We start from the raw sequence: 22,245 nt of genomic DNA on the forward strand, positions 1-22,245 counted from the left end.
CCGCACGAGCCCAGCTGGGCAGGCCGTATCACCGAGTCTAGGCGAAGAATTCAGCCGCCGAGGGAAGCCCGCACCGACGTCTTCACCAAGCTGGTATGCAGCGTCAGCGACAGCGCCGCCAACTCGCGTACCGTCTCCTCCGCGCGGGCCCGGGCATCGGCGTCGCGACTCTTGGCTATCGGCGCGGCGATCTGGGCGATCATCGCCGCCTCCCGGTCCGCTGCCAGCTTGAACGCCCGCAGATGCCGTGCCTCCAAACCGAATTCGCTCATCGCCTGGGCGGTGCGAGCCAAGGTGACGGCCTCGGCGTCGAAGAATCCCGCAGCGCCGGGCGTGATGAGCCCGGCGCGAATCAGTTCGGTGAGAAATTTCTCATCTATCCCGGCCTGCTCCAGCAGATCGGCACGCGTGACGCGTATTTCGTGATCGAGGCGCAATTCGTCCGGCGACACCTCACCGGGCACCACGCCCAGCCGCCGGGGCGCCGCGGAGGCCCCCACCGTGCGGGTGGACTCGGGCGCACGCCCCGAGCCGTCCACACCGGCGCCGTCGGCCCGGGCCCGCGCTTCGCGCACACCCAGGGTCGCCGCGCCACGGTCGATCGCTTCGAGTTGCTCCTTGATCACCTTCAACGGCAGATACTGATCCCGCTGCGCGGTCAGCACGAACTTCAGCCGCTCGACATCGGCGACCGAGAATCTGCGATATCCCGAAGGCGTGCGCTCCGGGCGGATCAGCCCCTCCGATTCGAGGAAGCGGATCTTGGAAATGGTGATGTCCGGAAAATCCGGACGCAGCAGGTCCAGCACGGAGCCGATCGACATTCCTCCGCGTGTCCATTGCGCTGCGCCAGTCATCAGTGGAATCCGCCTCGGCCGTTATGCGCTCGGCTCGTTGACCTGCGGCCGCGGTCCGGTCAGGAAGACCAGCCGGAACTTGCCGATCTGCACCTCGTCACCGTTCTGCAGCTCCGAGGAATCCACCGGCTCGCGATTGACGTAGGTGCCGTTCAGGCTGCCCACGTCGACGACCTGGAAGGTGTCCTCGTCCTGCCGGAACTCCGCGTGCCGACGGGACACGGTGACATCGTCGAGAAAGATGTCGCTGTCGGGGTGACGGCCCGCCGACGTGGTGGGCTGATCCAACAGGAACCGCGACCCCGCGTTGGGACCGCGCTTGACCACCAGCAGGGCGGCACCCGCGGGCAGCCCCTCGACCCCTTGCACCGGCTGCTCGCCGGTCTGCTCACCGGAGCGCGACGCGTCGACCTCGTTGAGGAAGTCAGCGCGGAACACCGAAGTCGTTTCGGCCGCGCTCTCCCCGTATCCCGGGTCTTTGTTCTCGCTCACCCTTGCTCTCCTCCTCGAACCGATTTTCCGTACCGGTATCCGGCGCCAATTCCGAGCGCACTGCCCTCGACCGTCGCCACCCATCGCGACCGGCTGTCGCGCTGTCAGGTGTCACCGGCAAATTCCGGCAGAGTTCCCGGCACCGGCCGCCGGCACATCTGTTGGCATTGACCGTACCCTGCTGGGCCGCACCCGTGCAGGTAGAACTGGGAAGGCTGACTCAGCCCTCGATAACTCCTTGGTAACCTGCGGCATCGAGCAATGCGCCGAGGGCGGTCTCGAGCGCCTCGGCGTCGTCGATCTGCAGCTCGAACATCCACCCGTCACCGTAGGGATCGGTGTTCAACGACTCCGGCTCGGAGTCGAGATCCTCGTTGGCCGCAACGACTTTCGCGTTCAGCGGGGCATAGATCTCCGAGACGCTCTTGGTCGATTCGACCTCGGCGATCGCCTCGCCGGCAGACACTACGGTGTCGACCGCCGGCAGCTGCACGAACACCACATCACCGAGCTGCGACTGCGCGTAGTCGGTGATACCGACCCGGACACGATTCGGCGCGATCCGCTGCACCCATTCGTGTTCCTCGGTGTAGCGAAGGTCCTCGGGAAGGTTGGTCACAGGCTGATTCCTCTCACGGGGCGTCCTTTCACGGGCGTCGGCCGACCGGCGTTCGGCACAACTCTATCGACCCGGGCCGACACGGCCGATCGCCACACCCGCTACGAAGTTGCTCGCGGCGCAACAGGTATGGTTCGTGCGACCGCGAAGGCCTTGCGCAGATACAGCAGACCCGTCCACACGTAGACCGCGGTCCCCCACCACAGCAGCGCCCAGCCGAACGCCCGGCCGAAACCGGCCGCCGCCCAATCCATCTGGCCGGCCAGCAGCCACGGCAGCGCCGACATCAGCGCGAAAGTGGCGGCCTTGCCGAGGTAGATGACCTCCGGCGGATCGAGGTTGCGGCGGCGATAGATCGGTAGCGTCGCGCTCAAAATCAGGTCGCGTCCGATCAGCACGACCACGAACGGCCACGGCAGGATTCCGCGCACCAGCAGACCGAGCACGGTGGCGATGAGATACAACCGGTCCACCAGCGGGTCCAGCAGGGCGCCCAGCCGCGAGTACTGGTCGAGCAGCCGGGCCAGTTTGCCGTCGAGGTAGTCGGTGACGCCGCTGGCGACCAGGAGCGCGAACGCCCAGCCGTCGGCATGCAGGACCAGCAACAGCCACAGGAAGACCGGTACGCCGATCAGCCGCAACACGCTCAGCACGTTCGGCACGGTGAGAATGCGGTCGGTCTCCGTGCCGCCCGCGGGTTCGCGCGCGGGCTCCGAACGGTCGGAGGCCTGATGGTCGGGGCCGGACCCGCCGGCCGGTCGGTTGCTCACGCCTGTTGCTTACCCGAACCGATCGCGCCGCGCCATTCGGGCACGCCGCGACGGGTGCGGCGGCACGATAGGTTTATCAGTCGCATCCGGCCGGGTGGCACACTAGCGAGTGACACAATGAGTCGTAAATCGTTTCATTGTGAATGCGGTGACGAGAGGAAGACATGCCCGACTTCGACTACGACGTGGTAGTGATCGGCTCCGGTTTCGGTGGCAGTGTCAGTGCGCTGCGCCTCACCGAGAAGGGCTATCGGGTGGCCGTGCTGGAATCCGGCCGGCGCTGGCCCGCGGAATCCATTCCGAAGTCGAATTGGAATGTGCGCAAGTCGATCTGGGCTCCGCGCCTGGGCCTGACCGGCCCGCAGCGGATCAGCCTGCTCGGCAAGTGCGCGGTGTTCTCCGCCGCGGGCGTCGGCGGCGGCTCGCTGATCTACGGCAACACCCTCTACGAACCGCTGCCGAACTTCTACACCGACAAGCAGTGGGCTCATATCGCCGACTGGCGCAGCGAACTGGCGCCCTATTACGACCAGGCCAAGCGGATGCTGGGCGTAGCGCCCAATCCGCGCGTGACGCCCGCCGACGAGGTGATCCGTTCCATCGCAGACGATCTCGGCGTGGGTGATACCTATCATCCGACCAATGTCGGCGTGTTCTTCAACGAGGAACAGCCCGGTGTCGAGGTCGACGACCCGTACTTCGGCGGCGCCGGCCCGCGCCGCAGCGGCTGCATCCACTGCGCCCGCTGCTTCACCGGCTGCCCGCACAACGCCAAGAACACCACCCCCACCAACTACCTGTACCTCGCCGAACAGGCCGGTGCCAAGGTGTTCGAGCTGACCACGGTGACCCGCGTCCGGCCGATGGTGGGCGGCGGCTACGCGATCGAGACGCAGCGTGCGGACCGCTGGGTTCGCAAGGGCCGCAAGACCTTCACCGCCGAGCAGGTCGTCTTCGCCGCCGCGGCGCTGGGCACCCAGAAGCTGTTGCACAAGATGCGCGACGACAAGGTGCTGCCGAACCTCTCGCCCCGGCTGGGTGAGCTCACCCGCAGCAATTCCGAGGCCATCCTCAATGTGGTCAGCCGGCAGCGGAGCGATTTCGCCGAGGGCATCGCCATCACCTCCTCGATTCATCCCGAGCCCGACACCCACATCGAGGTCTGCCGCTACGGCAAGGGACAGAACGCGCTGTTCCCGATGTCGGTGCCGATCGTCGACGGCGGCGCGTTCCGATTCCTGCGTTTCCTGCTGGCCATCGTGCTGCACCCGCTGGTGTTCGCACGTAGTCTCAACGCCCGCCATGCCTCGGAGAAGTCGGTGATCCTGCTGGTGATGCAGTCACTGGACAATTCGCTGACCTCGTTCCGCCGCTGGGGACAGCTGAAGACCAGGCAGGGCACCGGCCAACCGAATCCGACCTGGATTCCGCTGGCCCACGAGGTCGGCCGCCGATTCGGCGAGAAGGTCGACGGCGACGTGCACGGCCTCGTCATGGATGTGTTCGACATCCCCGCCACCGCGCACTACATCGGCGGCTGCGTGATCGGTGAAGGTCCCGAAAGCGGTGTGGTGGATCCGTACCAGCGCGTCTTCGGCCACCCCGGACTGCATATCGCCGACGGATCCGCGGTGACCGCGAACCTCGGGGTGAACCCGTCGCTGACGATCACCGCGCAGGCCGAACGCGCGATGGCGTTCTGGCCCAACAAGGGTGAGGCCGACCCGCGTCCGGAACTCGGCACGGGCTACCGCCGCATCGCCCCGGTCGCCCCCCACTACGCCACCGTGCCCGATACCGCGCCCGGTGCGCTGCGCCTGCCCATCGCACCGATCGATCCAGCGCCCGCCGAGCGCTGACTGCCGGCGTACCGGGCGCCTTCGCCGCGGCCCCGCGGAGGGCGAAGGCGCGCGATATGCCGACACCGGCGCGTCGAAGTCTCCCCCGGACCCGTAGTGCCCCTTATGCTTTCCGATATCGAGTGTCGACGGAAGGGCGGTCGCCAATGCTCGTGCGAGTGCAGAACGCGGCCGGAACCCTGGCCGAGCGGGTCCTCATCGACTGGTTGCGTACCTGGAAGGGGCCTGGTGACCCGCAGGGCGTGGCAACAGTCAACTGCAGTCTGTTCTACGCCGACCGGTTGCATCAGTTCGATGCGGTGATCTGGACGCCGACCACCTGCGTGGTGATCGAGGCCGAGGCCTTGGTCGAGCGCGTGAGCGGCGACCTCGAAATCCCGTTGAACGGACCGTGGCGGGTCGGCGGGCATGTGGTGAGTTTCGAGGGCGGCGACCGCGGCACACCGCTGGACCGCTCCCGCGAGCACACTCACGCACTGCAGAACTGGCTGGCCGAACGCGGGCTGGGCCAGCGCGTGGTGCAGGGCGTGGTCGTGGTGGTGCCGCCGCACGGCGCGAACCCGACGATCCGTCAGCTGTGGAACGATCCCGGCCTCCAGGTGGTGCTCGGCGACGGCCCGAGGCGGCTGGCCGACTGCCTGACCGCGCTCACCTCGCAGGGCCGGGCGCAGTGGACGGTGAACGACGTCGCGCTGACCTTCCGCGGATTGGGGCTCCTGCCGTATCTGCCCGCCCCGCAGGATCTCGTCGCCGAGGGTTTCGGCGGACCGGTGGACACCACGTTGTGGTACGGAGGTCCGCAACAGGCCCAGGCGGAAGCGTTCCTGGAGGAACAGGCCCACGCCGATCAGTCCTACGGGCGTCCCGTCGCGATCACGATGCCCTGGTACAGCCCGTGGAATCTGTATCCGAAGGAAGCAGACCGGATCGATCCCGGCCGGGCGGTGCTGCGCATCGTGCTCGCGATCGGCATGCTCGTCGGCGCCGCCTGGGTGGTGTGGTTCGTGATTTCGCTGGTCCTGAACTTCGGCCCCGGCTGAGGCGGGCCGGCGATGCACGCCGGCATCACTCAGGCCGCGGGCGTGCCCGCCTGACGATCGGCGGCCCCGGCGACACCCTCGCCACCCGGCCCCGCCTGTCCGCGGGCACCGGCCTCGTCGGCGACCGCTCCGCGAGGTGCCCGGCTGTCGAACCGCAGGCGCAGCGTCGCCGTCACCGCCCAGCACGCGGTCACCGCCGCCACAGCGAACCCGGTGCCGCCGACGATATCGGTCGGATAGTGATAGCCGCGCCCGACCATGCCCACCGCCACGGCCGCCAGCGCGAGCGCGCTGAGCACACCGATGACGATGCGCCAACGCACGGTAGCGGCGACGAGCAGCACACCCGTTGCGATGGCGACGAATTGGACGGTGTGCCCGCTCGGGTAGGCCAGGTAATGCTGTAAATGCCTGTCCCACAGCGGTTTCAGCGCCCAGGTGTTGATCGCGACCACCAGCTCGGGGACGACCACCAGAAATCCGGCACCCCACCAGTCGCGCCGCCACACACAGTAGAGCACGCCGATCAGCAACAGCGGCAACACGATATAGGCGTCGCTCGGCACCACCAGCGCGTCGTAGACACCCCGATGCGCGTCCAGGCCCTCGTGCACCCGATCACCGATCGCGCTGTCGAACGTGGTCGGTCCCCCACCGGCGGGAAAACTCAGGGGGACCGTCACCGTGATCAGCAGGCCGATCAGGGTGACGGTGGCGGCAACGAGACGCGCTCGACATCGAGCGACCGGCGGTGGAGCGGACACCTTTCGACCATAGCCGCGTCCGGCTACTGCCCCATCCTCACCGGCCGCCGATATCGAGCACGGCTTCACGCGCCCTGATGCACACTCGCGTCGTCGAGCATCGCCGCGCGCAGCATGGCCTCGGGCACGCCGAGCGCTTCGACCAATGTGGCCGACTCCGGTCGCAACCGGTCCACGAGTTCGTTGACACCGCGGCGCACCGACTTGGCCCGATCCACCGACATGAAGCGGTGCATGATGTACCAGGCCTGATTCTGTTCGATGGTGGAGTACACGAACAGATCGCAGACCGTGTCGGCCAGCGCTCGCGCCTCCGGATCCTCGATATCGGCGATGCCCTCGATGAACGCCTCCAGCACCAGCCGGTCGATATGCGCCTCACCGGCGGCGAGGATGTGGTCCTGGGCGTTGTTGAACGCCTCGAACGGGCCGGTCTCCTCGGCCCGCGCGCGCAGCCGGTGCGCGGCGGTGCGGGTCAGATAGTCCTCGCGGTCGGCGAACAGTTGCAGCTGCACCGAACGCCGGGACAGATCACCCTCGTCGATGCCGTCGTCGGAGCGGTCGCGCAAACGCTGGATGAGCTGGCGCACACCCGAGGTCTCGCGCACCACGTCGCGGGCCATGGTGGCCGCGAACCTCACCCAGCCGAGGGCGTCGAGATCACGCACCTCGTCGGAGTAGGCGGTGAGCAGTTCCTTGGCCACCAGCTGGGTCAACACCACGTTGTCACCTTCGAAGGTGGTGAACACGTCGGTGTCGGCCTTCAGCGTGACCAGCCGGTTCTCGGTGAGATAGCCTGCGCCGCCGCAGCATTCGCGGCATTCCTGGATGGATCGGGTGGCGTGGCGGGTCTGGGCGACCTTCAGGCCGGCGGCCCGCTTCTCCAGCGCGCGCTGCGCCTCCGGGTCCAGATTCTGCCCGGTCTGCACCAGGTGCATGCGCCGCACCAGATCGTTCTGGGCGAACGACAGCGCGAACGCGCGTGCCACATGCGGAAACAGCCGGCGCTGATGGCTGCGATAGTCCAGCAGCAGGGTTTCGCTGCCGTCGTCCGGATCGGAGAACTGGCGGCGCTTGTCGGCGTAGCGCAGCGCGATACTCAACGCCACCCGCGCACCGGCGGCGGCCGCGCCACCGACACTGACCCGCCCGCGCACCAGCGTGCCCAGGGTGGTGAAGAACCGGCGGCTCGGGTTCTCGATATCGGAGTGGTAGGTCCCGTCGGCGTCGACGTCGGCGTAGCGGTTGAGCAGGTTCTCCCGCGGAATCCGGACTTGGTCGAATTCGATGCGGCCGTTGTCGACGCCGGGCAGCCCGCCCTTGAGACCGCAATCCGAGGTGGTCACGCCGGGCAGGTCGTTGCCCTGTTCGTCGCGGATCGGGACGAGGAAGCAGTGCACGCCCTTGCTCTCGCCGCCGGTGATCAGCTGGGCGAAGACGGCTGCCATCCGGGCGTGTTCGGCGGCGCCGCCGATGTAGTCCTTGCGGGCGGAGGCGGTGGGACTGTGCACCACGAATTCGCCGGTCGCCGGGTCGTAGGTGGCGGTGGTCTCCAGATTCGCCACATCACTGCCGTGCCCGGATTCGGTCATCGCGAAGCAGCCGAGCAGATCCAGCGACAGCAGCCGCTTGACGACGTCGGTATGGCGATCGGTGCCCAGATTCTCGACCGCGCCGCCGAACAGGCCCCACTGCACACCGGCCTTCACCCACAGCGACAGATCGGTGTAGGCGAGCATTTCCAGGCCGGTGACGGCACCGCCGGGATCGCCGGTTCCACCGTGTTCCAGGCTGAATCCTTTTTCCGCGTAGCCGAATTCGGCGATGAGGCGCATCTGCTCCAGGACCCGCGCACGCGCCTGGCGGTAGTCGAGATAGGGATCGCCGAACAACCGGTCGTCGACCAGCTGCCGGCGCGCCTGCTCCCTGACCTCACGCCACGGGCCGTCGAGCGCGGCCCGCAGATGGTCGGCGGTCGACTTCCCGGTCCTCGATGTTCCGCCGTTCGATGTCCCGGTGTTCGATGTCGCGACCTCCGGCTGCGCGGAGTTCGATCTCACGGAATCTGCTGCTTCGGTACCCGTAGCCGTATCGGTGCCCATGGTTATCGACTGTAGCGGGAGTGCGGACACGCCCGTGATAACCAGCGAATTGCCCAGCTCACCACTCTCGCCGGAGAGAGGGAGCTCACCGGCGGCCGCGTATGGGCGCCGACTACCGTGTGTCGTGTGACAGATGAGTTGGAGCCCGAACTCGTCCGCACGGGGCCGGAGACCCGGCCGAGTTCGTTGTGGCATCGGGCGATGGGAACGGTAACCGATCGGCTGGTCGCCCAGCGGCGCGCCACGGTGGACTCGGTGGTCGAGGCGCCGGCCCCGCTGAAGCCGATCGATCTCACCGACGACGCCGCCGTCACCGAGGTGCTCGACCTGGCCGAACGGGTCGGCGAGGTGGTGCTCGCCTCGGGCACCGCGGTGACCGACACCAGCACACAGGTCGAATTCATCGCCGCGACATACGGTTTGGCGCAGTGCGATATCGACGTGACCTACAACTCGATTCGCATCTCCGCCGACCGGGGTCCGTCGCTGCCACCCGCCAGCACCATGCGGGTGGTGCAGTACCGCTCGCTGGACTTCACTCGCCTGTCCGCCGTCGACCGCCTGACCCGGCGGATCCGCCGCGAGGTGGTGCCGCCGCAGGAGGCGCACGCCGCCCTGGACGCGATCACCACCGCGCCGCATCCCTACAACCGGTGGGTCGCCACGTTCGGCTGGTCGCTGCTGGCGGCGTCCATCGCACTGTTGCTGGGTGGTGGCGTGCTGGTCGCGGCCGTGAGTTTCGCCACGACGTTGCTGATCGACCGGTGCAACCGGGAGTTGAACAAGCGCGGCCTGCCCTTCTTCTTCCAGAACATGATGGGCGGCATCATCGCCACCCTGCCGGCGATCCTGCTGCAAACCTTCGCCGAGGGGTTGGAAACCAATCCCAGCGTTATCGTCGCTGCCGGAATCACCGTGCTGCTCAGTGGTTTACAGCTGGTCGGTGCGGTCGAGGACGCGATCACCGGCGCACCGATCACGGCCGCTGCCCGCATGCTGGAAGTGCTGGTCATGACCGGCGCGATCATCGGCGGCGTCGGTTTGGCACTGCGCGGAGCCCAGGCCTTCGGCGCCCAGGTGCCGCCGATCGACATGTCGCCGTCCTACGACATCACCAATCTGCCGCTGAAGATCACCGCCGGTGCGGTGGCGGCGGCGGCGTTCGCCCTCGCCTGTTACGCCGAGCGCCGAGCCCTCGCCGTCGCCGCCATCAGCGGTGCGGGGATCACCGTGTGCTATCTGTTCGTGCAGCACGCCGGTTTCGGGCCGGTGATCGCCGCCGCGGTCTCGGCGACCGCGATCGGTCTGGCCGGTGGTCTGCTCGCCCGTCGTGCGGTGACGCCTCCGCTGGTCGTCGCCATCGCGGGCATCACTCCGCTGCTTCCCGGTCTCAAGGTCTACCGGGGCCTGTTCGCGCTGATCAACGACGATCTGCTGGTCGGGCTGAATCAGATGTTCGCCGCGCTGGTGGTCGGCTGTGCCCTCGGCGGCGGTATCACGCTCGGTGAGTGGTTCGCCCGGTGGCTGCGCCGGCCGCGGATCCTGCGGCGGGTCACCGGGGTGCGCCCCGACGACTTCAGCTGAACCACCGGGTTCGCGGCCCCGGGCCGGAGGATCGAATTCTCGGTGGATGCCTCAGGCCGCGAATCCGATGGAGCGGGCCAGATCGGCCAGCGTCGCATCGAACAAGGCGTCCGGATTACCCACCGGCATCGGGTAGTTGCCGAACACTTCGAGCGTGACGTGCCCGTACAGCCGCGCCCAGAACTGGATCATCAGATAGGTGACGCCCAGATCCAGCTTCTCGGCCGGGAACTTCTGGCCCGATTCGGCGAGCACGGTGAGCAGTTCGGTCTGGAATCCGACGAGGTCCTCGCGCAGCGCGTGCGGAATCACGTCGGTCGGCGGGGTGACGATGTCGTAGGTGGTCAGCAGCCGGCCCGCGGCCTCGAGGAAGATGCGGCCGAACGGTTCGTCGAATTGCCGCATGGCGCTGGCGGAACCACCGGCGGGCGAGGCGAAGACGAGCGTGAACTCGTGGGCGTGCGCCAGGGCCCACTGCCGGAAACCCTTGCAGATGGCGAACAGCTGGACCATGCCGTCTTCGGGCAGCTCGGCCACCTGCTCGGCGAGCTCCTGGGCCAGGTCGGCGCAGATATCGCTGCGCAGCGCACCCACCAGATCGTCGCGGGAGGCGTAGTACCGATACAACGCGGGTGCGGTGATACCCAACTCACGCGCGATGGCGCGCAGGGTCACCGCCTCGGGGCCCTGCTCCACCAGGAGCGTGCGGGCCACGCGCCGGATATCGGCGTCGCTGACCGCGGGCATCCGGCCCCGTCGTGCGGCTGTCATGCGTCGTCCTTCGTCGTATGCGCACCGGCCTCGACGTCACGGGTACGTCGAGGCCGGTGCGCACACTGTGTCCTGGGCCGCCGGAGACCGGGTCGCCGAGGGCGCTGCCCCGGCGGCCGCGGCGCTCACTCGTAGGCGACCTGCCAGCTCTTGATTCCGTTCAACCAGCCCGAGCGTAGCCGGACCGGCTCGGAAACCTCACGCAGGTTGGGCATCACGTCGGCGATGGCGTTGAAGATCAGATCCAGCTGCAGCCGGGCCAGGTTGGCGCCGACGCAGTAGTGGGTGCCGGTGCCGCCGAATCCCACGTGCGGGTTCGGGTTTCGCGTGATGTCGAATTCGAACGGCTTGTCGAAACGTTCCTCGTCGAAGTTCGCCGAGGAGTAGAACAGGCCGACCCGCTGCCCCTTCTTGATGGCCTGGCCGCCGATTTCGGTATCCGACAACGCGGTTCGCTGGAACGCGATCACCGGCGTCGCCCAGCGCACGATCTCGTCGGGTGCGGTGCGCGGCCGCTCGGCCTTGTAGAGTTCCCACTGCGCCGGATTGTCCACGAACGCCTTCATGCCGTGGGTTGTGGCGTTGCGGGTGGTCTCGTTACCGGCCACGGCCAGCAGGATGACGAACCACGCGAACTCCTCCGAGCCCAGCGCCTCACCCTCGATGTCGGCGTTGAGCAGCTGGGAGACGATGTCGTCGGCCGGGCATTTGCGCTTCTCCTCGGCGAGGTTCCACGCGTAGCCCATGACCTGGGCGTTGGCCATCTTGTAGCTGTCGGCGTACTCGGGGTCGTCGTAGCCCATCATCTGGTTGGACCACTCGAACAGCTTGCCGCGATCCTCCTGCGGCACGCCGAGCAGTTCGGCGATGGCCTGCAGCGGCAGCTCGCAGGCCACCTGCTGGACGAAGTCGCCGCCGCCGGTCTTCTTCGCCTCGTGCACGATCCGCTCGGCACGCTCGCGCAGCGCGGCCCGCAGACTCTCCACCGCGCGCGGGGTGAAGCCGCGCGAGATGATGCGGCGCAGCTTGTCGTGCGCCGGCGGATCGGTGTTGACCAGCATGGCCCGCTGGATCTCGATCTCCTCGCGGGTGATCTCGCCGTTGAAGCGGATCACCGCGGTGTTCTCCTGCGTGGAGAAGACCTCGGAGTTCTTCGAGATCTCCTTGATGTCGTCGAGCCGGCTCACCACCCAGTAGCCGCCGTCGTCGAATCCACTCACTCCGTTGGGCTGGTCGACCCACCACACCGGGGCGGTGCGACGCAGTTCGGCCCATTCGGCCACGGGCAGGCGCTGCGACAGCAGATCGGGGTTGGTGAAATCGAAATCGTGACTGATGGACGGCAGAGACGGCGCGGACACGGTACCTCCTTTGGAACACGTTCCTATGGAGTGAACCACACCACACTCGTTTTGTGAACACCTATTAGTAAATAATGTTCACGAGCTTGTTCCAGTACCCGGGCAAACGCCCAGCACCACCCCTGAACAGCGCGGACACCGTCCGGACCGGCCCCGACGCGAGGTCGGGGCCGGCCCGTAGGGAGCGCTCAATCCAGCTGCAGTTGCGGAGAATACAGGTCCAGCCAGATGTGCAGATCGATGATGCGGTCCAATCCGGCGCGCACGGCGCTGTCGAGACCCGCCGGGTCGAGGGCAACCGCCCGCTGCAGCCACTGCCTGTCGATGAGGTCGAACAGCCGTGGATCACTCTCGGCGAGAACGTGTTTCGCGTGCTGCTGCAGCACCGCCGCGTAGCCCGGATCTTGCGTCGACGGGTACGGGCTCTTGACCCGCTGCACGACCGATTCCGGCAGCACATGCTCGGCCGCATGCCGCAGCAGGCTCTTCTCCCGGCCATCGAACGTCTTCAGCGACCACGGCGTGTTGTAGACGTATTCGACCAGCCGGTGGTCGCAGAACGGGACCCGCACCTCGAGGCCGACCGCCATCGATGCGCGGTCCTTGCGGTCGAGCAACATGCGCACGAACCGGGTCAGGTGCAGATGACAGACGGTCCGCATCCGGTGTTCGACCTCGGATTCGCCGTCGAGGTGCTCGACCTCGGCCACCGCCGCGCTGTACTGGTCCGCGACGAACTCCTCGAGCCGCAGCCGTTCACGCAGGGCGGGGTTGAGGATCTGCCACCGTGCGTCGCCGGTCAGGGCGCTGTTGAACGCGAGCCACGGAAAGTTGTCCTCCTTCAGCGCCACCTCGTCGTGGAACCAGCGATACCCGCCGAATACCTCGTCGGCCGACTCGCCCGACAGTGCCACGGTCGACTGCCGGCGGATGGCCGCGAACAGCAGATACAGCGAGGTGTCCATATCGCCGAAACCGACGGGGATGTCGCGGGCGGTGACCACCGCGCGCCGCGCCGCCGGATCGGCGAGATCGGCCGGATTCAGCATCACGTCGCGATGGGCCGAGCGCACCAGCGCCGCCACCTCCCGCACGAACGGGGAATCGGGGGTGTCGCGCATCTCGTCGGGAACGAAGTTCTGCTCCTGGTTGGCGAAATCCACCGAGAACGTGCGCAGCTGCTCGCCGTCGCGGGCGAGCCGTGCCGCGGCCAGTCCGGTGATCGCGCTCGAATCCAGCCCGCCCGACAGCAGCACGCAGCGCGGCACATCGGAGATGAGCTGACGATCGACGATATCGGTCAGCAACTCGCGCACCCGCGCGACGGTCCGCTCCTGACTGTCGGTGTGCTCGACGGCATGCAGCCGCCAGTAGGTGCGGGTGCGGATTCCGTTGCGGTCCACCGTGACCAGCGTGCCGGGCAGCACCTCCGCCATACCCTTCCACAGCGACCAGCCGGGCTGTTTGGTCATGGCGAACAGCTCGCGCAGGCCGTCGAGGTCGACCGTCTTGGCCGCGAGCGGGTTGGCGAGGATCGCCTTGGGCTCGGAGCCGAACAGCACGCCGTCGGGGGTCGGGTAGTAGTAGAAGGGTTTGATTCCCATCCGGTCGCGCACCATGACCAGCTTCTGGTCACGCTCATCCCAGATCGCGAAGGCGTACATGCCGTTGAGATGGTCGACGACGGACTCGCCCCACTGCAGGTAGCCGTGCAGCACCACTTCGGTGTCGCTGTCGGTGTCGAAGGTGTGCCCGAGGGCGCGCAGTTCGTCACGCAGCTCCCGGAAGTTGTAGGCCTCGCCCGAGTACACCATGGCGACATCGCCCGCCGGGGTCGGCACGGTCATCGGCTGCGCGCCGCCGGGCAGATCGATGATCGCCAGTCGTCGGTGCCCCAGTGCCGCGTGTTCACGAACGAAGGTGCCTCGTCCGTCCGGCCCGCGACAGGCCATGGTTTCGGTCATCGCGTCGACAACCCCCTGCTGCCGGGTGAGGTCGTCCGAGAACGCCACCCAGCCCGCGATTCCGCACATTCCGCCGCCTCTCAAAAATTAATTAGCTTAGGGAACTATCCGTAAAACCGTTGTAACACAAGGAGTCTCGCGCGCGCCACCACGCGCCCGACTTGTCCGAGCTTGTCCGAACTCGCCGCTTTCGCCCGAATAGTTCAGTTCGTCCGCGGCGGGCGAACGACCGGAAACCGTTCGTCTCGCCGTACCGGACCAGTCCGATCGAACGACCCGCCACTCTTATCGTCACCCCGCCCTCACCTCGCCTGCCGGGCGGGTTGCCCTCCGGTAGCCCCACCCCAGAACGAGGCCAACGGGATATCGGTCTCGACGTCCGCGACAGTCAGCACCGCATCGAAGGAAAGAACATCGAAATACCTTGCCGGATAGACAATCACGACTCCGACACTCGTCACACCAACGCGATGTCCGAGCGTGGCCCGACTCGCCGCCGGCATCCACACCGGACGATAGCTCTGCCACCCGGCCGACCGCCGCGCCCGGCCGAGCCGCGACGAATCGGATGCACCCTGCCCAGCGCGACGCATCCCGCCGCGGCGTCGACCGCACATAGGCGGTGGCGAAGAATCCACAGTTCATCGACCGTCGAACGACACCGCACCTGCGGCCCGGCGTGGGTTTCTCGTCCGAAAGTTTGATTCCGTCACGCTTGTCGACCGGTATCGTCGGAGGCGAAGTTAGGTTACCCATACTTGTCGTCCCACGAAGCGAGGAAATCAGGATCATGCCGGATGCCACCTCTACCGAGCAGCCCGTGCCGTTCTCCGCGCAGATCCGCTCCGCCACCGCCGAACAGCACGAGCGCGCCGAGAACTCCACCTTCATGAGCGACATGCTGGGCGGCGCCTTGGACGTCAGCGCGTTCTATCGCTACACCGGCCAGCTCTGGCACATCTACCAGGCACTCGAGGCGCACTGGGACAGCCTCGCCGGCGATCCGGTCGCCGGTCCGTTCATCCGGCCCGAACTCGCGCGCCTGGCCCATCTCGAGGACGATCTGGCGCATCTGGGCGGGCCGGAGTGGCGCGACGACATCACCGCCCTGCCCGCGACCGCCGAGTACGCCGCCCGGATCACCGAGTGTGCGCTGCACTGGCCGGCGGGGTACGTGGCCCACCACTACACCCGGTATCTGGGCGATCTATCGGGCGGTCAGGTCATTCGCGGCACCGCGGCGAAGCTGTGGCAGCTGCCCAAGCGCGGCGACGGGGTGCGCTTCTACGTCTTCGATCAGATCGCGAATCCGGCCGCGTTCAAGCGCGGCTACCGCACCCTGCTCGACGACTTGGCCGTCGACGATCTGGAAAAGCAGCGGGTGCTCGGCGAGTGCCGGCGCGCCTTCGATCTCAACAGTGCCGTATTCGCCGATCTGGCAAGCGAATTCCCGGTCCGCCGCGAAGGCTGAACTCGCCTCCGACATTCTTGGACAACCGACCGGAAGGTTGCCAGCAGATAGCCAGATGCGTCTCAGGGTTACATCAAAATCGTTGTTACACATACCGATCGGCGCTCCCACGTGGTGACAAGTCCCACACCACAGGGGGCGCCGTTTGGTTGCGGGCACAAGTCGCCGCCAGCTAAAGTTACTCACCAGTTAGGCACGCAGGGGTTCCTACAGCGCCCTCGATTCTGATAGAGGCCGCTTCGTTCAGTCCGCATCCACCGACGCATGTCGGACGAACAACGTTGTGCGACAACATGTTCGACATGCAAGGAGGGGTTATGGCCACCTATATCGTGACCGGTGGAACGGGTTTTCTGGGACGGCGCGTGGTGGAAGAACTGCTCTCCGCCGATACCGACGCCGTGGTGCACGTGCTCGTGCGTGAGGCCTCGGCAGCCAAACTGGCCGAGCTCGCGGCCCGATGGAACGCCACCGACCGAGTGTTTCCGCTGGTCGGAGACCTGACGGCCGAGGGTTTGGGGCTGGTCGACGAACCGCCGGCCGCCCAGCACGTGGTGCATCTGGGCGCGGTCTACGACATGACCGCCGATGAGGAATCCGCCTATCGGGCGAATGTGAACGGTATCCGCGCGGTGATCGCGCTCGCGACCGAACTGGGCGCGATGCTGCACCACGTCTCGTCGGTGGCAGTGGCCGGTGACCATCGCGGAAAATTCTTCGAAGACGATTTCGACCTCGGCCAGAACCTCGAATCGCCTTATCACCGAACGAAATTCGCCGCCGAGCGACTGGTTCGGGAGAGCTCCGGGCTGCGCTGGCGGGTGTATCGCCCGGCCATCGTGGTCGGCGATTCGCGCACCGGTGAGATGGACAAGATCGATGGTCCGTACTACTTCTTCCCCGCCATCGCGCGGCTGGCCGCACTGCCGGGCGCGCTGCCGCTGCCACTGCCGGATCTGGGCGCCACCAATATCGTCCCGGTCGACTACGTCGCCCAGGCGATGGTCGAGCTCATCGGCCGCCCGGGGCTGAACAAGCGCACCTTCCACCTGGTCAATCCACGTCCGCAGCCGTTCACCGAGATCTACAGCGCGCTCTCGCGGGCCGCCGGCGCGCCCGGTGGCGTGGGCCCGGTTCCGGGCAGTCACACCGCACTGGCGACGCTGAACCGCCTGCCCGGTGTCACCGCGGCGCGGGATTTCCTGTTGAGCCAGTTCGGCATTCCCGCCGAGGTCGCCCCGCATACGTCGTTCGCGTCGGAATTCGTCTCCGATTCCACCCGGGCGCTGCTGCGACGCACCGATCTCGAGGTCCCCGCCTTCGACACCTACGCCGAGAATCTGTGGCGGTACTGGCGCGCGCATCTGGATCCCGACCGGGCGCGCCGGTACGGCGGCGGCGACCGGCTGCGCGACCGGATCGTGCTCATCACCGGCGCGTCCTCCGGTATCGGCCTGGCGACCGCCCATGCGGTGGCGCGCCGCGGTGCCACGGTGCTGATGGTGGCGCGCGGGGTCGACGAACTCGAGGCAGCGGCCGCCCGGGTGCGTGAGCAGGGCGGCGACGCCTACAGCTATTCGTGCGACATCACCGACGAGAAGGCGGTCGAGCTGCTGGTCAAGCAGGTGCTCGCCGACCATCACCATGTCGACTACGTGGTGAACAACGCCGGACGTTCGATCCGTCGCTCCGTGCTGAACTCCACCGATCGCATGCACGATTTCGAGCGGACGATGGCCGTCAACTACTTCGGCGCGGTGCGGCTGATCCTGGCCCTGCTGCCGGCCATGCGGGAACGCCGCTTCGGCCACGTCGTCAACATCTCCTCGATCGCGGTGCAGACCAAACTGCCGCGTTTCGCCGCCTACGTGGCGAGCAAATCGGCACTGGACACCTTCAGCGAGATCGCGGCGGTCGAGAACGCCGACGCCGGTATCACCTTCACCTCGGTGCGGATGCCGCTGGTGCGCACCCCGATGATCGCGCCGACCGAGGCGTACCGATCGCTGCCGGTGCACAGTCCCGAACAGGCGGCGGCGATCGTCGTGCGCGCACTCGAAGAGCGGCCCGCGCGCATCGACACACCGATCGGCACCTTCGCCCAGGTCATCGACACGGTGATGCCCTCGGTGAAGAAAGCAATTCTGCACCAAGGCTTCCGGCGGACCGGCGAATCCGCAGCGGCCCGGCACGGCCGCACCGCGTCGAGCGATACGACCGAGACCAGCGGCCGCGGCCCGCTGCTGGCGCTCGCGCCGGTGGTGCAGCCGCTGATGGGATTGCCGACCCCCGCGGCTCGGATCGTCAACCGATTGCCCGGCCTGCACTGGTGACGCGCACCTACCACCGGACCCGGTGTCCGGTGGTAGGTTTCGCCGGTGAAACGCAGGCTTCTGCTCGGCGGCGTGTTCATCGTCGTCCTCACGGCGGTGCTGTCGATCGGCGCCTACGTCCTGATGAATTCGCGGACCTTCCAGGTCGCCGGCCGCTTGATCCACCGCGTCGACACTTCCGGAAGGGTGGTCGCGCTGACCATCGACGACGGACCCACCGACCGCACCCCCGCGATTCTGGAAATGCTTGCCGCCGAACACATTCCGGCCACCTTCTATCTCGTCGGCCGTGACCTGGCCGCCCACCGCGACTACGGTGCGCGGATCGCGGCCGCCGGACACGAGCTCGGAAACCACAGCTACACCCATCGACGGCTCGTATTCGTCACTGCCGCCACGGTCCGCGACGAGGTCGAGCGCACCGATGCCGAAATCGAGCGCACCGGATACCACGGCCCGGTGACCTTCCGCCCGCCCTACGGGAAAAAGCTGGTCGCGCTGCCCCGGTATCTGTCGCACCACGATCGCACCACCGTGATGTGGGATGTCGAATCCGATTCCACCGGTGGCGAGGGCACCGATGCCATAGTCTCGGACACGGTGAACCGCGCCCGGCCGGGATCGATCATCTTGTTGCATGCGATGTACCAACCGGCCGCAGCGGCGGCGATTCCGCGCATCATCGCGGAACTCCGTTCGCGCGGTTACGGTTTCGTGACCGTCTCGCAACTGATCGCTGGCACGAAACCCACCGGAATGTGACCGAACTCCCCGGCCGTTTCGGCCAAAACTAGAACGTGTTCTAATAAGCTGCAGGTATGGAGCGATTGACCGGGCTGGATGCCAGCTTTCTGTACTTGGAGACCGACACCCAACTGCTGCACGTGTGCGCGCTGCTGATTCTCGACCCGCCCGCCGACGGGACGGACTACGAATTCACCGCACTGAAGGAGGAACTGGGGCGCCGCCTGCACCTGATCCCCTCCATGCGCCGACGCGTCCATCGGGTCCCGTTCGACCTCGATCACCCGGTGTGGGTCACCGACAACGACTTCGACCTCGACCGGCACGTCCGCCGCCTCGGGCTGCCCTCCCCCGGCGGGCCCAAGGAGCTGGCCGAACTCGTCGGTGACATCGCCGCGCAGCCGATGGACCGCACCCGGCCGCTGTGGGAGATGTGGGTGATCGAGGGCCTGGCCGACGGCAAGGTCGCCGTGGTGTCGAAATACCATCACGCCGCCGTCGACGGTGTCACCGGCGCCAACATGATGGCGTATCTGTGCGATGCCGAACCGGGTGTGCGCTATCCGGATCCGCCGGCGGAGAGCCACACGGAGTCCGGCGAGCCCAACGATCTCGCGCTCGCCGCCGAGGGGCTGGTGCGGATGCCGGCCAAACTCGGCGTGGTCGGCATGGTGCCGAAGACACTGGGCAAGCTGGGCGGTCTGGTGCAGCGCCGGCGCGCCGACAAGCAAGGTATGGCGCTGCCGTTCACCGCACCGCGCACGCCGTTCAACCGGACCATCACCCGCCATCGCAGCGTCGCCTTCACCACCGCCGATCTCGACGAGATCAAGCAGATCCGGGCCGCGTTCGATGTGAAGGTCAACGACGTGGTCCTCACCGTCATCGCGGGCGCGCTGCGCCAGTATCTGAGCGAGCACGACGAACTGCCCGAGACCTCGCTGATCGCCTCCGTTCCGGTCTCCACCCATGAGACGACGCGGCACGAACGCGGCGTCAACAAGGTATCGACGCTGTTCGCTCAGCTCTACACCGACGTCGAGGATCCGGTGGAGCGGCTGCACCTGATCGCACAGGGCAACGTCGGCGCGAAGGAGGAACACGAGGTCCTGGGCGCGGACTTCCTGCAGGACTGGGCCGAATACGCCCCGCCGAACACCTTCCGAATCGCGGTGCGCGCTTATTCGTCGTTCAAACTCGCCGAACGGCATCCGGTGGTGCACAACCTCGTGATCTCCAACGTGCCCGGACCGCAGCAGCCGCTGTACTTCCTCGGCCACCGCATCGACGCACTGTTCCCGTTCGGCCCGGTGTTCCACGGCGCGGGCCTCAACGTCACGGTGCTGTCGGCCAACGGCGATCTCGATTTCGGCTTCATCGCCTGCCGTGAACTGGTTCCCGATCCGGACCGGATGGCCGATGCCGTGCACGACAGCATCTCCGCGCTGCTGAAGGCGGCTCAGGCCCAGCGCTGAGCGTCTCAGCTCTCCCGCCGAGCGGCCACCGCCGCGCAGGCCTCGAGGAGCACAGGGACAAAGGCGTCCGCCTCGAGTACACAGGCCGCATGTCCGGCCGGTACGAGGAATATCTCCGCACCGGCGATCATTTTCGCCATCTCCAACTGCCGATAGACCGGTAGCGCGTGGTCGTGTGTCGTGATCACCACGCCCGTGGGCACATTCAGGCTCGACAGCCACGGCGAGGAATCGAAGCGCCCCAGTTCGGCGATCGCCTGAGTCATCGCCCACCCGCTGGTGGTGCGCAGCTCGGCCAGCGCCCAGCGATCCATTCGCCCTGTCTCCCAGGATATTTCGGGCGTAAGCGGCAGTTTGGTCGCCGCCTCCGCTACTCGCCGACCCGCGGTCTCGGTCATCACCCCGGCGAGCAGCGCCATACCGCCGTGGAACAGCCGTTCCCGCCATTTCTCCCGGAAGCGGTAGGTCGTCGCGCACAGCACCAGGCCGCCGACGAGGTCCGGGCGCCGGTGCGCGACCGATTGCGCGACGATGCCGCCCATGGAGTACCCCGCCAGGATCGGCCGGTCCACCCCGGTCACCTCCGCGACCGCGACGACGTCGTCGGCGAGATCGTTCAGATCGAAACGCGGCGAACGGATTCCGTGCCCGTGCCAGCGCTGGTCGAACAGCACCACCCGATAGTGTTCGGCCAACTCCGCCAGAGCCGGAAACCAGTTCAGCATCGCCGTGGTCACCAAACCGTGCAACAGGATCACCGTCGGTGCGCCCTCGGGCCCTGGGATATCGACCAGATAGGTCCGCCCGCGCCCGGGCAGATCCACCATCCGCCCCGCGGGCACCGAGGTCGTGCCCGATACGCGGGTACCCAAGCGCCCGCCGGCCGCCCCGCGACCATTGCCCGCCGTCTGCCGCTCCGCCGCCATCGCATCCTCCTGCACCGCCGGCCCGGTCATGAATTAGAACACGTTCCAATTCGATGGTACCGGGTGCGGTCAGCGGGCTCCGGGCAGCAGCACAGCCGCCCCGGCGAATCGACCGTGCGCCAGGTCGGCCAGGGCCCGGTCGGCGGATTCGAGCGGATAGGGGTTGATGCGAACCTGCATCCGGTGCCGGGCGCAGAACTCCAGGAATTCACGCCCGTCCGCGCGGGTATTGGCGGTGACCGAACGGATCTCGCGCTCCTGGAACAGATGGCGCTGATAGTTCAGCACCGGGATATCCGTGAGGTGGATGCCGGCGATCGACAGCACACCACCGCGGTCCAGCCCCGCCAACGCGGGCAGCACGAGGTCCCCGACCGGCGCGAACAGGATCGCCGAATCCAGCGGCACCGGCGGCGGATCGGCCGCGCCCTGCGCCGACGCCGCACCCAGGGCCAAGGCCAACTCCCGCGCGGCGGCGTCGCGGGTCATCACATGCACCTCGGCGCCCTGAGCCAGGGCGACCTGCGCGGCCAGATGCGCGCTGCCGCCGAAACCGTAGATGCCGAGCCGTCCTCCCGGCGGCAGCGACGCCCGCCGCAGCGCCCGGAAGCCGATGATGCCGGCACACAGCAGCGGGGCCAACTCCGCATCGGCGTATCCCGAGGGCAGCGGATACACGTAATCGGCAGGCGCCGTGGCATATTCGGCATAACCGCCGTCGGCGTCCCATCCGGTGTAGTGCGAATTCGGGCACAGATTCTCCGCGCCGCGACGACAGTACGCACACACCCCGCAGGTGCTGCGCAACCACGCGATTCCGACCCGATCACCGGGCGCGACGGCCGCCGCCCCCGCGCCCACCGCGACCACCTCCCCGACGACCTCGTGGCCGGGCACCACCCGCTGCCGGTGCACCGGCAGATCCCCCTCCGCCACATGCAGGTCGGTGCGGCACACCCCGCAGGCCAACACGCGCACCAGCACCTCGCCCGCGGCCGGCTCCGGGATCGGGACCCGGGTGCGGACCGGCGGGGATTCGTCGATCGGGCCGGGCCGCACCACCTGCCAGGCGGCCATCGTCGCAGGATTCATCGCACTCCTTCCGACACCGGA

The 22,245-nt window shown here is 67.5% G+C and carries 18 protein-coding genes; 7 read left to right on the plus strand and 11 right to left on the minus strand.

The window, feature by feature from the left end; genetic code table 11:
- Window positions 1-50: 50 nt before the first annotated feature.
- The 4 genes from ftsR to NMI01S_RS14450 all read right to left on the minus strand — a co-directional run bounded on the left by ftsR (window position 51) and on the right by NMI01S_RS14450 (window position 2,639).
- Entirely contained in the window at window positions 51-824 is a 774-nt protein-coding gene (gene ftsR, locus NMI01S_RS14435; RefSeq protein WP_157126175.1) for a transcriptional regulator FtsR, read from the minus strand.
- 54 nt (window positions 825-878) lie between these two features.
- Window positions 879-1,349, minus strand: coding sequence for an oxoglutarate dehydrogenase inhibitor Odhl (gene odhI, locus NMI01S_RS14440; protein WP_036500944.1), 471 nt, complete (start codon window positions 1,347-1,349; stop codon window positions 879-881).
- A gap of 220 nt (window positions 1,350-1,569) precedes the next feature.
- Window positions 1,570-1,968: a glycine cleavage system protein GcvH gene (gene gcvH / locus NMI01S_RS14445; RefSeq protein ID WP_036500942.1), complete on the minus strand. Its 399-nt coding sequence runs from the start codon at window positions 1,966-1,968 to the stop codon at window positions 1,570-1,572.
- Window positions 1,969-2,069: 101 nt separating this feature from the next.
- Window positions 2,070-2,639, minus strand: a complete 570-nt coding sequence (locus NMI01S_RS14450; protein WP_036500985.1) for a CDP-alcohol phosphatidyltransferase family protein — start codon at window positions 2,637-2,639, stop codon at window positions 2,070-2,072.
- A gap of 263 nt (window positions 2,640-2,902) precedes the next feature.
- On the opposite strand from NMI01S_RS14450, the gene NMI01S_RS14455 reads away from it, so the two are divergent.
- Both NMI01S_RS14455 and NMI01S_RS14460 read left to right on the plus strand, forming a co-directional pair.
- Window positions 2,903-4,597: a GMC oxidoreductase gene (locus NMI01S_RS14455; RefSeq protein ID WP_062997407.1), complete on the plus strand. Its 1,695-nt coding sequence runs from the start codon at window positions 2,903-2,905 to the stop codon at window positions 4,595-4,597.
- 146 nt (window positions 4,598-4,743) lie between these two features.
- The gene (locus NMI01S_RS14460) at window positions 4,744-5,637 is read left to right on the plus strand and encodes a nuclease-related domain-containing protein (RefSeq protein ID WP_062997409.1); all 894 of its coding nucleotides are present in this window, start codon (window positions 4,744-4,746) and stop codon (window positions 5,635-5,637) included.
- A gap of 29 nt (window positions 5,638-5,666) precedes the next feature.
- On the opposite strand, the gene NMI01S_RS14465 is transcribed toward NMI01S_RS14460, so the two are convergent.
- Both NMI01S_RS14465 and NMI01S_RS14470 read right to left on the minus strand, forming a co-directional pair.
- Window positions 5,667-6,401, minus strand: coding sequence for a phosphatase PAP2 family protein (locus tag NMI01S_RS14465; protein WP_062997411.1), 735 nt, complete (start codon window positions 6,399-6,401; stop codon window positions 5,667-5,669).
- 65 nt (window positions 6,402-6,466) lie between these two features.
- Window positions 6,467-8,503 (minus strand): acyl-CoA dehydrogenase family protein, encoded by a 2,037-nt coding sequence (locus tag NMI01S_RS14470; RefSeq protein WP_084512958.1) that lies wholly within the window; start codon window positions 8,501-8,503, stop codon window positions 6,467-6,469.
- 201 nt (window positions 8,504-8,704) lie between these two features.
- Here NMI01S_RS14470 and NMI01S_RS14475 point away from each other — a divergent pair, with 201 nt between their 5' ends.
- On the plus strand, window positions 8,705-10,087 hold the full coding sequence (locus NMI01S_RS14475; protein WP_062997413.1) for a threonine/serine exporter family protein: 1,383 nt from the start codon (window positions 8,705-8,707) through the stop codon (window positions 10,085-10,087).
- A gap of 51 nt (window positions 10,088-10,138) precedes the next feature.
- On the opposite strand, the gene NMI01S_RS14480 is transcribed toward NMI01S_RS14475, so the two are convergent.
- From NMI01S_RS14480 to asnB, 3 genes are all read right to left on the minus strand, one after another.
- Window positions 10,139-10,858, minus strand: a complete 720-nt coding sequence (locus tag NMI01S_RS14480; protein WP_062997415.1) for a TetR/AcrR family transcriptional regulator — start codon at window positions 10,856-10,858, stop codon at window positions 10,139-10,141.
- Window positions 10,859-10,983: 125 nt separating this feature from the next.
- Window positions 10,984-12,219, minus strand: coding sequence for a cytochrome P450 (locus NMI01S_RS14485; RefSeq protein WP_062997417.1), 1,236 nt, complete (start codon window positions 12,217-12,219; stop codon window positions 10,984-10,986).
- 188 nt (window positions 12,220-12,407) lie between these two features.
- Window positions 12,408-14,252 (minus strand): asparagine synthase (glutamine-hydrolyzing), encoded by a 1,845-nt coding sequence (gene asnB, locus NMI01S_RS14490; protein WP_062997419.1) that lies wholly within the window; start codon window positions 14,250-14,252, stop codon window positions 12,408-12,410.
- A 721-nt stretch (window positions 14,253-14,973) separates the two neighbouring features.
- Here asnB and NMI01S_RS14495 point away from each other — a divergent pair.
- The 4 genes from NMI01S_RS14495 (at window position 14,974) to NMI01S_RS14510 (ending at window position 20,206) form a co-directional block, all read left to right on the plus strand.
- On the plus strand, window positions 14,974-15,654 hold the full coding sequence (locus tag NMI01S_RS14495; RefSeq protein ID WP_062997421.1) for a biliverdin-producing heme oxygenase: 681 nt from the start codon (window positions 14,974-14,976) through the stop codon (window positions 15,652-15,654).
- A gap of 317 nt (window positions 15,655-15,971) precedes the next feature.
- The gene (locus tag NMI01S_RS14500; protein WP_062997423.1) at window positions 15,972-17,987 is read left to right on the plus strand and encodes an SDR family oxidoreductase; all 2,016 of its coding nucleotides are present in this window, start codon (window positions 15,972-15,974) and stop codon (window positions 17,985-17,987) included.
- Between the two features lie 45 nt (window positions 17,988-18,032).
- Window positions 18,033-18,749 (plus strand): polysaccharide deacetylase family protein, encoded by a 717-nt coding sequence (locus tag NMI01S_RS14505; protein WP_062997425.1) that lies wholly within the window; start codon window positions 18,033-18,035, stop codon window positions 18,747-18,749.
- A 56-nt stretch (window positions 18,750-18,805) separates the two neighbouring features.
- Window positions 18,806-20,206 carry a WS/DGAT/MGAT family O-acyltransferase gene (locus NMI01S_RS14510; protein ID WP_062997427.1) on the plus strand — a complete coding sequence of 467 codons (1,401 nt, stop codon included), beginning with the start codon at window positions 18,806-18,808 and terminating at the stop codon, window positions 20,204-20,206.
- Between the two features lie 5 nt (window positions 20,207-20,211).
- Here the strand turns inward: NMI01S_RS14510 and NMI01S_RS14515 are convergent, their stop codons facing one another.
- Both NMI01S_RS14515 and NMI01S_RS14520 read right to left on the minus strand, forming a co-directional pair.
- Window positions 20,212-21,162, minus strand: coding sequence for an alpha/beta fold hydrolase (locus NMI01S_RS14515; RefSeq protein ID WP_245716864.1), 951 nt, complete (start codon window positions 21,160-21,162; stop codon window positions 20,212-20,214).
- 39 nt (window positions 21,163-21,201) lie between these two features.
- Window positions 21,202-22,209, minus strand: a complete 1,008-nt coding sequence (locus NMI01S_RS14520) for a zinc-binding alcohol dehydrogenase family protein (protein ID WP_062997429.1) — start codon at window positions 22,207-22,209, stop codon at window positions 21,202-21,204.
- Window positions 22,210-22,245: the final 36 nt, after the last annotated feature.

Origin of the sequence: Nocardia mikamii NBRC 108933 (assembly GCF_001613505.1) — a bacterium.
Taxonomy (GTDB): Bacteria; Actinomycetota; Actinomycetes; order Mycobacteriales; family Mycobacteriaceae; genus Nocardia; species Nocardia mikamii.

Bases quoted from the DNA above. Each gene is read 5' to 3' on its own strand.
- ftsR (WP_157126175.1), bottom strand. From the start codon at position 824: ATGTCGATCGGCTCCGTGCTGGACCTGCTGCGTCCGGATTTTCCGGAC.
- NMI01S_RS14455 (WP_062997407.1), top strand. From the start codon at position 2,903: ATGCCCGACTTCGACTACGACGTGGTAGTGATCGGCTCCGGTTTCGGT.
- NMI01S_RS14460 (WP_062997409.1), top strand. From the start codon at position 4,744: ATGCTCGTGCGAGTGCAGAACGCGGCCGGAACCCTGGCCGAGCGGGTC.
- NMI01S_RS14470 (WP_084512958.1), bottom strand. From the start codon at position 8,503: ATGGGCACCGATACGGCTACGGGTACCGAAGCAGCAGATTCCGTGAGA.
- NMI01S_RS14475 (WP_062997413.1), top strand. From the start codon at position 8,705: ATGGGAACGGTAACCGATCGGCTGGTCGCCCAGCGGCGCGCCACGGTG.
- NMI01S_RS14480 (WP_062997415.1), bottom strand. From the start codon at position 10,858: ATGACAGCCGCACGACGGGGCCGGATGCCCGCGGTCAGCGACGCCGAT.
- asnB (WP_062997419.1), bottom strand. From the start codon at position 14,252: ATGTGCGGAATCGCGGGCTGGGTGGCGTTCTCGGACGACCTCACCCGG.
- NMI01S_RS14495 (WP_062997421.1), top strand. From the start codon at position 14,974: ATGCCGGATGCCACCTCTACCGAGCAGCCCGTGCCGTTCTCCGCGCAG.
- NMI01S_RS14500 (WP_062997423.1), top strand. From the start codon at position 15,972: ATGGCCACCTATATCGTGACCGGTGGAACGGGTTTTCTGGGACGGCGC.
- NMI01S_RS14510 (WP_062997427.1), top strand. From the start codon at position 18,806: ATGGAGCGATTGACCGGGCTGGATGCCAGCTTTCTGTACTTGGAGACC.
- NMI01S_RS14515 (WP_245716864.1), bottom strand. From the start codon at position 21,162: ATGACCGGGCCGGCGGTGCAGGAGGATGCGATGGCGGCGGAGCGGCAG.
- NMI01S_RS14520 (WP_062997429.1), bottom strand. From the start codon at position 22,209: ATGGCCGCCTGGCAGGTGGTGCGGCCCGGCCCGATCGACGAATCCCCG.